The organism is Bradyrhizobium sp. (assembly GCF_035309285.1).
In the GTDB taxonomy this organism is placed as follows: Bacteria; Pseudomonadota; Alphaproteobacteria; order Rhizobiales; family Xanthobacteraceae; genus Bradyrhizobium.
The window spans coordinates 1-12,763 of the sequence record NZ_DATGFH010000055.1; the positions used below are offsets into that span (position 1 = coordinate 1).

Annotated in this window: 14 protein-coding genes; 8 read left to right on the plus strand and 6 right to left on the minus strand. The window is 63.6% G+C overall.

Going from position 1 to position 12,763, the window contains the following annotated elements; genetic code table 11:
- On the minus strand, positions 1-1,067 hold a 1,067-nt coding region (locus tag VKR55_RS11000; protein ID WP_324402775.1), incomplete at its 3' end, for a threonine--tRNA ligase.
- Positions 1,068-1,430: 363 nt separating this feature from the next.
- Between VKR55_RS11000 and VKR55_RS11005 the strand changes: the two genes are divergently transcribed.
- Positions 1,431-1,799 carry a hypothetical protein gene (locus VKR55_RS11005; RefSeq protein ID WP_324402777.1) on the plus strand — a complete coding sequence of 123 codons (369 nt, stop codon included), beginning with the start codon at positions 1,431-1,433 and terminating at the stop codon, positions 1,797-1,799.
- Positions 1,800-1,874: 75 nt separating this feature from the next.
- Here the strand turns inward: VKR55_RS11005 and VKR55_RS11010 are convergent, their stop codons facing one another.
- Positions 1,875-2,189, minus strand: coding sequence for a GrlR family regulatory protein (locus VKR55_RS11010; protein WP_324402779.1), 315 nt, complete (start codon positions 2,187-2,189; stop codon positions 1,875-1,877).
- A 176-nt stretch (positions 2,190-2,365) separates the two neighbouring features.
- Entirely contained in the window at positions 2,366-3,652 is a 1,287-nt protein-coding gene (locus VKR55_RS11015; protein ID WP_324402781.1) for an alpha/beta hydrolase, read from the minus strand.
- 331 nt (positions 3,653-3,983) lie between these two features.
- Here VKR55_RS11015 and VKR55_RS11020 point away from each other — a divergent pair, with 331 nt between their 5' ends.
- Entirely contained in the window at positions 3,984-5,345 is a 1,362-nt protein-coding gene (locus tag VKR55_RS11020) for an APC family permease (RefSeq protein WP_324402784.1), read from the plus strand.
- A 13-nt stretch (positions 5,346-5,358) separates the two neighbouring features.
- Positions 5,359-6,570: a hypothetical protein gene (locus VKR55_RS11025; RefSeq protein WP_324402786.1), complete on the plus strand. Its 1,212-nt coding sequence runs from the start codon at positions 5,359-5,361 to the stop codon at positions 6,568-6,570.
- A gap of 20 nt (positions 6,571-6,590) precedes the next feature.
- Here the strand turns inward: VKR55_RS11025 and VKR55_RS11030 are convergent, their stop codons facing one another.
- Together VKR55_RS11030 and yidD are read right to left on the minus strand one after the other, a co-directional pair.
- Entirely contained in the window at positions 6,591-6,761 is a 171-nt protein-coding gene (locus VKR55_RS11030) for a hypothetical protein (protein WP_324402788.1), read from the minus strand.
- Positions 6,762-6,862: 101 nt separating this feature from the next.
- Positions 6,863-7,207 carry a membrane protein insertion efficiency factor YidD gene (yidD, locus tag VKR55_RS11035; RefSeq protein ID WP_324402790.1) on the minus strand — a complete coding sequence of 115 codons (345 nt, stop codon included), beginning with the start codon at positions 7,205-7,207 and terminating at the stop codon, positions 6,863-6,865.
- 252 nt (positions 7,208-7,459) lie between these two features.
- On the opposite strand from yidD, the gene VKR55_RS11040 reads away from it, so the two are divergent.
- Positions 7,460-8,359 (plus strand): COG3904 family protein, encoded by a 900-nt coding sequence (locus VKR55_RS11040; RefSeq protein ID WP_324402792.1) that lies wholly within the window; start codon positions 7,460-7,462, stop codon positions 8,357-8,359.
- 4 nt (positions 8,360-8,363) lie between these two features.
- Here the strand turns inward: VKR55_RS11040 and VKR55_RS11045 are convergent, their stop codons facing one another.
- Complete coding sequence (locus VKR55_RS11045) at positions 8,364-8,825, minus strand: iron-sulfur cluster assembly scaffold protein (protein WP_324402794.1); 462 nt, start codon at positions 8,823-8,825, stop codon at positions 8,364-8,366.
- A gap of 212 nt (positions 8,826-9,037) precedes the next feature.
- Between VKR55_RS11045 and folE the strand changes: the two genes are divergently transcribed.
- From folE to VKR55_RS11065, 4 genes are all read left to right on the plus strand, one after another.
- Positions 9,038-9,715: a GTP cyclohydrolase I FolE gene (gene folE, locus VKR55_RS11050; RefSeq protein WP_324402796.1), complete on the plus strand. Its 678-nt coding sequence runs from the start codon at positions 9,038-9,040 to the stop codon at positions 9,713-9,715.
- 42 nt (positions 9,716-9,757) lie between these two features.
- Complete coding sequence (hisI, locus tag VKR55_RS11055; protein WP_324402799.1) at positions 9,758-10,183, plus strand: phosphoribosyl-AMP cyclohydrolase; 426 nt, start codon at positions 9,758-9,760, stop codon at positions 10,181-10,183.
- A gap of 116 nt (positions 10,184-10,299) precedes the next feature.
- The gene (locus VKR55_RS11060) at positions 10,300-11,337 is read left to right on the plus strand and encodes a transglycosylase SLT domain-containing protein (protein WP_324402801.1); all 1,038 of its coding nucleotides are present in this window, start codon (positions 10,300-10,302) and stop codon (positions 11,335-11,337) included.
- 153 nt (positions 11,338-11,490) lie between these two features.
- Positions 11,491-12,669 carry a DUF2336 domain-containing protein gene (locus tag VKR55_RS11065; RefSeq protein WP_324402803.1) on the plus strand — a complete coding sequence of 393 codons (1,179 nt, stop codon included), beginning with the start codon at positions 11,491-11,493 and terminating at the stop codon, positions 12,667-12,669.
- Positions 12,670-12,763 lie beyond the last annotated feature (94 nt).

Below are 12,763 nucleotides of genomic sequence, written 5' to 3' on the forward strand. Positions count from 1 at the left end.
AACCAGCGCTTGTCTTCGGCCTCGTCGCCGGCGGACTGGGCCGCGAACATGTTCTCACGATACCAGTTCCAGTGACCGGAGGTCTCCCACAGCGACTTGTCGAGGATCTGCGGCGCATTCACCTCGCTGTAATCGCCGGCGAGCCGCCGGCGCATATAGGCGATCACGGCCTGGAAGATGGTCCACCCCTTGGCGTGCCAGAACACCACGCCGGGGCCTTCTTCCTGGAAGTGGAACAGGTCGAGCTCGCGGCCGAGCCGGCGATGGTCGCGCTTCTCGGCTTCCTCGATCTGCCTGAGATAAGCGTCGAGCTCTTCCTGCCTGGCAAAGGCCGTGCCGTAGATCCGGGTCAGCATCGGATTGTTGGAATCGCCGCGCCAATAGGCGCCGGCCACCTTCATCAGCTTGAAGGCGCCTCCGATCTTGCCCGTCGAGGTCATGTGCGGGCCGCGGCAGAGGTCGAACCAGTCACCCTGGAAATAGATCTTGATCGGCTCATCGCCGGGAATGGCATCGACCAGTTCGACCTTGAAGGCTTCGCCCTTGTCGCGGAACACCTGCTTGGTCTTCTCGCGATCCCAGACCTCCTTCGTGAAAGGCTTGTCGCGCGCGATGATCTCGCGCATCCTCTTCTCGATCGCGGCAAAATCCTCCGGCGTGAACGGCTCGTTGCGGAAGAAATCGTAGTAGAAGCCGTTCTCGATTACGGGGCCGATCGTCACCTGCGTTCCCGGCCATAGCGACTGCACCGCTTCCGCCAGCACATGCGCGCAGTCGTGCCGGATCAATCCCAGCGCGCGCGCATCCTCGCGGGAGATAAGCTCGATCTTCGCGTCGTTCTCGATTGGATCGTTGAGATCGGCGAGCTCGCCGTCCAATGCCATTGCCACCGTGCGCTTGGCAAGCGACGGCGAGATGCCCTGGGCGATCTCGAGGCCGGTGATGTTCCTGGGAAATTCGCGCCTGGCGCCGTCGGGGAAGGTAAGGGTGATCTTTTCGACCGGTTCGGCGGGCTTCAGATTCGTGATAGAGTATTGGAATCCGGACTCGGATTTGTGGTCTGACATGTCGGTCTCCTGAGGCTCACTCCTGCGAACGGGCGCAGGTAAGCGGGAACGACAGCGGTATATCAGGCGAATCGGGCAACGCAATCGGCGTTATCGCCGAATTTCCGGAAATAACGCCGATTTCATGCAGGTCGCGCCCCCTCATTCGCATGCAGCCGGTGGTTGCCGATGCAGGGACTTGATGTGGTCCGCTTGCCAGGTTCATTTCCGTTTCTTGCTTTCCTCTCCGGCGCCGCTCCAGCGCGCTTTTCGCGCCAAACCGCAGCCGCAACGGTTGGCAAAGCGCGCCCGATTGGATAAGTCGGCATGCTCGCGAATTTTCCGGTCTGCCTGACCCGTCGTCCACAGAATGAGAACAGTGACATGAGAATGATATTGGCACTTGCCGCGGTCATGTATTCAGCGGCGGCTCTCGCTCAATCCAGTGCGCCGCCGGCGGCGGACGTTCACAAGCCGGCTGCCGCGGCCAAATCTGCGAGGCCGGCCAAGACGAACAAGACGAAGACGGCGGCCAAGGGATCGATCGCTGCGCGTCTGGAGGCTTGCCAGGATATCGACGACGGCACTAAGGGACGGCTCGACTGTTATGACGAGGTCATCAAGCCGACGCCGAAGCCGAATGCCCCAGAGGCGAAGACCGTGATGGAATGCAAATACACCAAGGAAGAGGACGAGCGGCTCGCCTGCTACAACGGCTTTGTCGACATGATGCCGAAGCTGCCGAAGTCCTGAAGGCGAGGCCTTTCGTTTGCGCGATCTCCGTCCGCGCAAAACGCCAACGCGCGATGATTTGTCGTCGCGAGTGCGCTAGTCGCAAATGCGGGTCAGCGTCGCCTTGAAAGCGACGCCGGGCATTTGCAGCGCGGCGCCTTCAAAATCGACCATGTTGCCGTTCTTGTTGCCCTTCAGCGTCAGCGTGATCATGTCGGTGCCGAACAGCGGCCGGAACGCGGGGTCGGCGTTGTGCCGCTCGGTCGAAACCTTGACACTGATACTGTCCCCTTCGTCCCTGTAGCTGCCGACGAACGCAAAGGCGGAATTGCCCCCGCGGAGCTTTCCCGAATGGGCGTAAACGACGCCGGTACCTGTGCCATGAACGGTATGAAATTCAACCTTGTACAAGCCTTCCTGCAAATCCCGTCCCCGGCAGTAGCAATTCCCATCCATCTGCACCTTAAAACCGGCTACAGAGGTGAACAATCCCGCGCGCGTCGGTTCCGCACGCCCATCAACATCACAATTTCATCAGTGACGCCGACGTCAGATGGAAGAGAGAAGGGCGCGCGGTGTTGCGCTAGTCAGCGCGCCGCAGAGGTTGCCGTGCTGACTGCGACACGCATCGACGGCTGAGCCATCTTCACCAGCACCTGCTCAATCGGATCCTTTGTCCAGGCCTGCGTGACGTAGTCGCGGTGGGTGATGCCTGCGCCGGTTTCGACAAAGATTGCGCTGCCGGGTCGCAACGGTCCGTCGATGCTTTCGGAGACGGTGATGCCCTTGGCGCGCAGCATCGACATCAACTCGTGGTCGTGGTGGGCTGTGTAATGCGTGTACGAAGAGACGAAGAAGCCGTTACGGTGGTGCTCGATCCATGACGCGAACTTGTCGAGTTCGCCATAGACCGCATCGAGCAGGATCACGCCGCGGACACGGTCAGAGATGCCGCCGACTTCCAGGCTCCAGGCGGTCGGCAGGAAGCCGCCGCTATAGCCGACGATGACGATCGGCATCTTCTCGAAGGCCTTGGCGCTTGAGGGATCGCCGTAGAGGCGGGCGAGGTTGCTGGCGGACTCGTCGATGAAGCGCTTGAAGCCGCCGGGCTGCCAGAATTTGCCGGCCGAGGAGTCCGCGGCGTCGACCGCCATCTGCGGGGCGAGCAGCACGGCGTTGACGCCGGAATCCGTGATCTGCTGCGGCACCAATTGCCGGTCGCGGACGTCGCGTTCCAGTGTCGCGCCGTTGCCGTGGAAGAATACCACGATCACGCCTGGCTTCTGCACGTCGAAATTCTCGGGGATGTGCACCAGCACGCGGCTGTCGTTGTAGGTCTGGTCCTGCCAGTAGACGTGGCCAGAATAGCTGCGATGGCCCTTGCGGCCGCCGGAGGAGATGTTGAGGAAGGGCGTGTCGGAGGCGGGGTTGTTGCCGTAGTAGGGGAAGGCTGAGGATTTCATGCTGACCAGCGTCGTGACCTGCTCGCCGGTCGGCTGGGGTTGGTGCTGGTAGGGCAGTGTCGGCTCAAGCGAGGCAACGCGGTAGCTCTGCGTCTGCACGCGCTTGGGGGCCGGCGCGAAGTCGGCCAGTTGGTGGAGGGGGAGGGCTTCGCTTGCGGTGGGGAAGCGGTCGCGGAAATCCGGCTTCGGGAAGCGATCGTCGAATGTATCGCCCGAGGCGGTCGATGGAGTGGGGGCCGAGGAAGCATTGGCGGCAAGCGCCCCAGGATTCGGAGCACGGCCGCACTGAACCAGGAGCAGCGACAGTGACACACAGAGACAGGCAAGGAGCCAGCCGCGAACGCGACCCGCCGTCTCCGGCAGCCTCACCCCGCGCGCAACGTCATGGTCCTTCGGATTGGCTCCGACCATCCACCCACTGTCCCAAGTCGATCCGGCAATCGGCGTATCAGAGCCTGCCGGACGTTTAGGCGACGTTAAGCTTTCGGAAAAACTTCCCCATCCGAAAGCAGTTGAACAAACTTCGACTACAGGCCTCAAGATCAACACGAAATCGTGTCGTGATTGTGGGAAGGGAGTGAGGCCCTCGCGCCGTCGTAGTGATGCGGGTGGTCAGGAAGATAAATATAGGTATTTGAATACCAAAACTAACCACGCTTCTTTGGCATTTGCTAACCTTCCTTGAATTGGCGGACTGCGCCTTGCACGATATCCACAACGGCGGGACGCCGAAGGGGCCGACATGACGGCATCAGAAACGGGAAGCCCGGCATGGCCGAGCCGGCTTCTCGAAGGCGGGCACACTGTTTCCGTCATCGTGGCTACAGCGATCGTCGTCGCCGACATGATCGGGGTCGGCGTGTTCACAAGCCTCGGCTTCCAGGTCAAGGACATCCCGTCCGGCTTCTCCATCCTGCTGCTCTGGACGGTCGGCGGCCTTGTCGCTCTGTGCGGCGTGTTCTCCTATAGCGAGCTCGGCGCGATGTTTCCGCGCTCGAGCGGAGAGTACAACTTCCTCAGTCGCGCCTATCACCCGGCCTTCGGCTTCCTTGCAGGCTGGATCTCTGCGACCGTCGGCTTTGCCGCACCCGTGGCGCTTGCCGCGATGGCATTCGGCGAATACGGCAAGTCGGTCATTTCAGGCGTCGCGCCACTGGCCCTTGCAGTCGGCATGGTCTGGCTGGTCTCGCTGATCCAGCTCACGGGCGTGAGACACTCCTCGACCTTCCAACTCGTCTCGACGCTGCTGAAGGTCGTCCTGATCGTGGCCTTCCTCCTGGCAGGCTTTCTCATCGGCACGCCGCAGGGCGTGTCGTTTGCACCGTCGCCGTCGGTCTTCGCTGATATCACCAGCGCGCCGTTCGCGATCAGCCTCGTGTTCGTGATGTACTCTTTCTCGGGCTGGAACGCGGCGACCTACATCATCGGCGAGATGGACACGCCGCAGCGAAGCCTGCCGCGTGCGCTGCTTGCGGGCACCGTGATCGTGATGGTGCTGTACGTGGCGCTGAATGCCGTGTTCCTGCACACCGCGCCGATCGACAAGCTCGCCGGCCAGCTCGACGTCGCTGTCGTCTCCGGCCGCCACATCTTCGGCGACGTCGGCGGCCGGATTGTCGCTGCGATGATCTGTATCGGCCTGATCTCATCGATCTCGGCGATGATGTGGATCGGCCCGCGCGTGATGATGACCATGGGCGAGGACATCCCGGCGATCCGCGTATTCGCGCGCAAATCGAAGAACGGCGCACCGGCCTATGCCATCCTGTTCCAGCTTGCGGTCGCCACTGTGCTCTTGTTCACCCGCTCGTTCGAGGCGGTGCTCGACTTCATCCAGTTCTCGCTGCTGTTCTGTTCGTTCTTCACCGTGCTCGGCGTCATCAAGCTACGGATCACGAACCCGGAGCTGCCGCGGCCCTATCGCGCCTGGGGATACCCGCTCACGCCGCTGGTTTTCCTGCTCGTGACCGGCTTCATGATGTACTATCTCCTGACCGAACGCCCGCTGCAGGCGTTCCTCGGTATGTTGATGATGATTTCAGGTCTTCTGATCTACGCTATTTTCCACAAGCGGACCGAATCGGGTGCCGCGATGTCAGCCTAGGGCCGCGACCAACATGCTCCGCTCAATGAAAATGGCGGCGCTTGCCGCGGGCTTGATCATCGCCGTCGCATCGGTGGCGCGCGCCGAAGATCCTGCGACCGCGGACGATACCGCGCGCTTTCTCGCAGGCCTTGCGCCGTCGGAAGGTTCGCCGCTCACGCCACTGACCAGAGACCCGGCCTGGCAGCATCACGCCAGATTCCTTGACGGCGCCTTTGCCCAGCTCGAGCAGCGCCAGCTCGCCAGGGTGCGCGCCTGGGCCGACACCAATCTCGCGGCCCCCAAGCCCACCATGTTCTACTTCTTCTCGGGGCCTGATTTCGTTTACGCCGATGCCTTCTACGGGAAGGCGAGCACTTACGTGATGGCCGCGCTCGAGCCGCCGGGCTCGATGCCGGATATCACCAGGCTGCCGCGTGGCAGCATCGATTCCGCGCTCGGCAATATCGAGCATTCGCTCGGCACCATTTTGAATTTCAGCTTCTTCATCACCAAGCACATGAAAGTCGATCTTCATGTCGGGCAGATCTCGGGCACGCTGCCGCTGCTCTTCGTGTTCATGGAGCGCTCGGGCAAGAGCATCAGGCAAGTCACGCCGGTGACGCTTGATGAGGAAGGGCAGGTTCACGCCGGGAGTGAAGCCGCGCGGCCGAACGCGCCGCGTGGCGTCCGCATCCTGTTCTCCGGCAAAGACGGCGGCGAAAAGACGCTCTACTACTTCTCGACCGACCTCTCCAACAGCGGCGTGAAGTCGAGCGGCTTTCTGAAATTCTGCGCAGGCCTTGCGCCCGGCAACAGCCTGCTCAAAAGCGCCTCCTACCTCCTGCATTCCGGCAGCTTCACAACGACGCGTGACTTCCTGCTGGCCAACAGCGCCACCATCATCCAGGACGATTCCGGTATTCCGCTCGCCGATTACAATTCGCGGAAGTGGCGCTTCTTTCCGTTCGGCCGCTACGCTGGCCCGATCAGCGAGTTTCCCGGCCGCTATCAGCAGTCCTATGCCGAACTCTTCCGGCGCGCCCAGCCGATCGATTTCGGCATCGGCTATCGCTGGCGTACGTATGAATCAAACGTTTTGCTTGCAGTGAGGCTCGGCCCCGACGAGCCGCCGCCCGCGGATGCGACCGCTTCCACCGATGCCCCTCCGCCGCCGAGGCCGCATCCCAGAAGGCCAAAGCCGCCGCCACCTGAGCCGAGGCGCGGCTTCTTCTGGTTCCGCTAGTCCAAGACCCCCTGGCTCGTCTACCAGCGCACGTGCTGGCTCGGCTCGATCAGCGCCGCGTTGCTGGGCGCCGGCTCGGTGCTGCGCTTGAAATAGCTGTAGGCGGAGATGATCGCGACGATGAGAGCGATGGTCGCGAGCAGGTCGATCAGCCGGGGGTCGCGAATGTGGTGGCTGGTTTTCCAGCGCATCGTTGTTTCCTCCCGAAGGAAGCATCGCGACAATGCGTGGCAGGCTTTGCGGGTTCCTGTGGGCCAGCAATGCGCGCGCCGCTTGAAGGCGCTGCAGCCCCTCAGGTTCGAGGCGGCGCGTTGACGCCGCGCCAGCGCCCATAGCGCCACGGCAGATACCAGCGTGCGCCGGGCGGCAACTGCGACGGCACCAGATCGATCCCCGAGGTGCCGAAGGGTTGGCAGCGCAGGAGCCGCGCCAGCGTCATCCAGCCGCCGGCCCACAGTCCGAACCGCTCGATCGCCTCGTCGCCATAGACCGAGCAGGTCGGCAAGTGGCGGCAGTTGTAGCCGACAAGTGGCGATAGTGAGTGACGGTAGAGCCAGATCAGCGCGCGCCCGGCGTTGCGCGGTAGCCGGAGCAGCGCGACACCCAAGTTGGAACCTGGCAGCTTTGAATGGTTCATGGCGGCGAGCCGCGATCCTAAGCGAAAATCTGCACTGATCCGATGCAGGGAACTTTTGGCGTCAGACATTTACGCCACACTGTTGCTACGATCTGCGAGCTTTTGGGAGCAGCGCAGCAAGTCCCTATGGACGATGCGTATTCACCCGGATACCATCTTGTGACGCCTGTATGATAGACTCGTTTTTGGCGTTGGGTTCGGGCTTGCCATTGCTCTTTTGTCGCTCTTTCGGGGCTTGGGGAAGGAACCAGTTTGAGGCGCTTTTCGTCGCTTGATCTCCGCGGCTGGGCATTGTTTTGCGCCGCCGCCCTGTGTCTCGCATTGCCAGGCGCCACTGCGACCTTCGGCAGTCCCGCGCATGCCGGCAACTCGCTTGAAGCACGCAAGCTCCCGATGAAGTTTAGCTGGGTGGCTTGCGGACGCGATTGCGGAGGCTGGATCAGCGCAGTCGGCATCATCACCGCCGATACCCCGAAGGACTTCGAGGAGTTTGCCCGCGGCCGCGACCTTGCCGGAGCGACCATCGTGCTGGATTCCAGTGGCGGCTCGGTGAACGATTCCATTACCCTCGGCCGCCGCTTCCGCGATCTGGGCATGCTGACCACGGTCGGCGTCACCATGCTGGACCACAAGGCTAAAGGTGGCGATCGCGGCAGCGTCGCGCCGGAAGCCTATTGCGAGTCCATGTGCGTGTTCCTTCTGCTGTCGGGCAAGGCGCGTTATGTGCCGCAAGAGGCCCATGTCCGTGTCCACCAGATCTGGATGGGCGATCGCGCCGATGATGCCAAGGCCGCATCCTATTCCGCGCAGGATCTGATGATCGTCGAGCGCGACGTCGGACGACTCGCCAAATACACGTTCGACATGGGCGGGGCGGGCGATCTGCTGTCCCTGGCACTCAGCGTGCCGCCCTGGGAAGAATTGCACGAGCTCACGCCGGACGAGTTGCGCCTCACCAGGGTGGCGAACACCGACAAGCTCGCAGACGTGCTGCCGCAGGCCGCGATCGCGATACCCATGGCGCAGATCGCGCCGAAGACCGTGCAGGACCGCTTCGTCAGCAGCGATGAAAGCGACACCACCGCAAAATCGACCAAGACCGCGGAAGCCGTGGTTCGGACCGGCGGTAGCGCGGAAGCGCCGTCGAAGTGACTGCCTAGCCCTGCGCCGCCGCGGGCTGGTCCGCCTTCGCTTCAATCTGCCCGATTGCATCGACCACCGCGTCAAAGGTCAGCATGGTCGAGGCATGGCGCGCCTTGTAGTCGCGGACGGGTTCCAGGAGCGCGATATCGGCCCATTTGTGGTCGGGCGGGGGCGGGGCGCCGTTCTCCTTCAGCATCTTGCGAACGGTCTCGCGCAACTCCCGCAATTCGCTCGCATTTGAGCCGATCACATGGCGCGCCATGATGGAGGAGGAGGCCTGTCCCAGCGCGCAGGCCTTCACATCGTGGGCGAAGTCGGTGACCACGGGGCCGTCCATCTTCAGGTCGACCTTGACCGTCGATCCGCAGAGCTTTGAATGGGCGGTGGCGCTGGCATCGGGGTCGGGCAAACGGCCCAAGCGCGGAATGTTCCCGGCCAACTCGATGATTCGCTTGTTGTAAATGTCGTTCAGCATGGGACGAGGTCCTAAGGGCGCACCCCGGCAAGCGCCCTTGGCGCGGGAGTTTCATCGTCTTATATATGGATGCAAATGCTGGAAAAACAGCCCGGCTTTTTGCCGGCTCCGGTGTTGACAACAACGATGGGACTCAGGCGCCCGGCGGAATTTCCGCCCCGTCTGCCCGGTGACACTCCGGTCCTTATGACCGGTCGAACGGAGAAGACGATATGGATGGCGCCTTGATCAAACCCCTTCGCGCTGGCAAGCCCACTGAGGCGCGCCCCGCCGAGCTTGATCCGTCAGAATTCCTGGCCGCCGCCGTCCGCGCCGACCAGCCGCGGCCCTCGCGCGCGGAAGCCGAAGGCGCCGTGTACACGCTGCTGAGCTATATCGGCGAGAACCCTCACCGCGAGGGTCTTCTCGATACGCCGCGCCGGGTGGTCGAGGCCTTCGACGAGCTCTACCAGGGCTACCATCAGTGCCCGGCCGAGGTGCTCGACCGCACTTTCGGCGAGACCGCCGGTTATGACGATTTCGTGCTGGTCCGCGACATCGCGTTCACCTCGCAATGCGAGCATCACATGATGCCGTTTTACGGCAGAGCCCATATCGCCTATACGCCGGTCGAGCGGGTGGTGGGGCTGTCGAAGCTCGCGCGGCTGACCGACATTTTTGCGCGGAGGCTGCAGACGCAGGAGCATCTCACGGCGCAGATCGCGGCCGCGATCGATGAGATCCTCAAACCGCGCGGCGTTGCGGTGCTGGTCGAAGCGGAGCATACCTGCATGTCGGTGCGGGGCGTCGCCAAGCATGGCGCGATGACCTTCACCAGCCGCTACACCGGCATGTTCCGCGACAATCCGGCGGAGCAGGCGCGGTTCCTGTCCATGGTGCGAGGGACGTAGCACGAGCTGCTCACCCTTGCTTTGAAGAGCGAGGGCTATCCCGTGTCCACAGCTGCAGATACCGATCGCGAAGAGGGGCTCGGCTTTTCGCCCAAATTCGACGCGTCGGGACTCCTCACCTGCGTTGCGACCGATGCAGCGGGCGGCGAGGTGCTGATGGTCGGGCATATGAACGACGAAGCGCTGCGCAAGACCGTTGCGACCGGAGAGGCCTGGTACTTCAGCCGTTCGCGCAATGCGTTGTGGCGGAAGGGTGAGACATCGGGTCAAACCCAGCGTGTGGTCGAGATGCGCATGGACTGCGACCAGGACGCGGTCTGGATCCGCGTCGAGCAGGTCGGCGCCGCCTGCCACACCGGACGCAAGTCCTGCTTCTACCGTCGGGTTGAGGGCGACAACGGCGAAACGCGTCTCGCCTTTGTCGATGCCGAGCGGCTGTTCGACCCGAACGAGGTGTATCGCAAATGAGCGTCTTAACCCCCTGTTAACCATAACCGTCCCAGTGTGACGTTGGCTGAGGCGCCTTTCGGGAGAAGGCGCAGGAACGCCGCAATCGCAGTGTCCGGGGAGCAGGGCACCAACACATGTCGGTCGACACGAGCAACACCAATGTCGCGGCAGGTGTCGATAGCCTGCGCGCGCAGGTGACCGGCGCGATCAAGCAGGCGGCCGCCGTGACCGGCGCCAGTTTCCATTATCTGCTCGCCACCGCGAAGATGGAGTCGGATTTCAATCCGAGCGCGGGCGCTTCGACGTCCTCGGCGCATGGGCTCTACCAGTTCATCGAGCAGACCTGGCTTGCCACCGTGAAGGAAGCGGGTGCGCAGGTCGGCTACGGCCAATATGCCAATGCGATCACCAAGACCGCGTCCGGCGACTATGTCGTGGTCGATCCGGTGGCGCGCAGGGACATCATGAAGCTGCGCGACGATCCCGCCGTGAGCGCTGCGATGGCGGGCGTGCTGACGCAATCCAACAGCTTCCAGCTCACCGGCAGGATCGGGCGCCGCCCGACCGACGGCGAGCTGTATATGGCGCATTTCATGGGCGTCGGGGGCGCGGCAAGACTCATCAACTGCGCGGTCGACGATCCGCAGGCCTCAGCCGCAAGGATGTTTCCGGCCGCCGCCGCGGCCAACCGCTCGATCTTCTACGACCGCCAAGGCAACGGCCGCACCGTCTCCGAGGTCTACGCCGTGATCGCCGCGCGCTACGACAGCGCCGCCGGCGCGTCCGCCACCCAATCGGCGCTCGCGATGTATGGCACTCCGGCTACGAGCCCCTCGGCCGCAAGCGCCGTGGGAGCCATCGGCGCGGCAGCCACGCCTGCGCTCGACAGCGCGAGCTTCCTCTCGCAAATCCCCGACGTGCGGAATGCCGCACCGGCTTCAGTCGCCTCGGCATCGGGCGGCGACGCCAATTCGCATCCAGCCGATCCGATGTTCCGCTCGCTGTTCCTGGTCGACGATCGTTCGCAACCGGTCTCCTCGACGGTGCATCAATTGTGGGGCCGCTCCGCGTCGCTGACTGCGGATGCCGCGGCAGCGGCGCCGGCATCGAACAACGATACGCCGCGGCCGCTTGATCTCTTCAGCGATCGCAACGGCACGTTCGCGGGCTGATCGCGCTTGCGGCGCGCTTCGCCGCACCGCCACCCTTAACAAAACGTCAATAAAACCAGTCGGTTATGGTGAACGCTTTGTTAAGCGTCGTGGTTTATTTTGTATTTCGGTGGCGACAGCGCGTCGCTTTTGGTTGCGTAAGCCGGCAGGACCATGATCGTTCGGCAGTTCATCAGTTGGGTCAGGAACGCGCCCGCAGGCGAGCGGGCGGAGGCCACGAGAGCATTGGCGCGGGCCTGGCTCATTTCGGATCTTTCCGCTGAAGATCGCGAAGCCGCCGAAGGCGCGCTGCTGATGTTGCTCGACGATCCCTCGCCGCTGGTGCGGCAGGCGATGGCCGAGGTGTTTGCGCGCAGCGCCGAGGCGCCGGCCGCGATCGTGCAGGCGCTCTCGCTCGATCAGCCTTCCGTTGCGCTTCCCGTGCTCGAACATTCGCCGCTTCTGATCGACGCCGATCTCGTCGACATCGTCGCCACCGGCGACAGCGAGACGCAATGTGCGATTGCTCGCCGCATCATGTTGCCGGCCTCGGTCTGCGCTGCGATTGCCGAGGTAGGGTCGGCCGCAGCCGCGCTTGAATTGATCGAGAACGCCTATGCCGAGCTCGCGCCGCTCTCCTGGGATCGCATCGTCGAGCGCCACGGCCATCTCGCAGCGATCCGCGAGTCGATGCTGGTGCTGGAGGATCTGCCGGCCGCGACGCGCGCGGCGCTGGTCGCAAGGCTCTCCGAGACGCTGGCGCAGTTCGTCGTTGCGCGCAATTGGCTCAGCGCCGACCGGGCAGGGCGGATCACCAGCGAAGCGCGCGACCGCTCCACGCTCCATATCGCGGCGCGCTCGCGCGGCGAGGACGTGCGCGGGCTTGTTGCGCATCTGCGCGCGACCTCCCAGCTCACCGCGGGGTTGATCCTGCGCGCGCTGCTCTCCGGCAATCTCGAGCTGTTCGAGGCTTCGCTCGCCGAGCTGTCCGGCTTGCCGCAGGCGCGAGTCTCCGCGCTCTCGCATGACCGCGGCGCGGCCGGCTTGCTCGCGCTGCTCAAGCGCGCGGGCCTGCCGGAATCGACGTTTGCGGCGTTTCGTGTCGCGCTCGAAGCCTGCCACGAGGCCGGCTTCGTCAATGATGCAGGAGGCGCGGCGCGGCTGCGGCGTCGCATGGTCGAGCGCGTGCTGACCCATTGCGAGACCGACCGCGGCGCCACCGAGCCGCTCTTGATCCTGCTCCGCCGCTTTGCAACCGAATCCGCCCGCGAAGACGCGCGCCAGTTCTGCGACGAGCTCCTGGCAGAAGACGAAGCGATCGCGCCGCTACATGATGATCTGATCGCGGCGTAACCGTCGTCGTCATTGCGAGGAGCGAATGCGACGAAGCGATCCACACTGCGTGGGGCGGGCAAAGGCGCGTGAGCGCCGTGCCCACCATTCACGA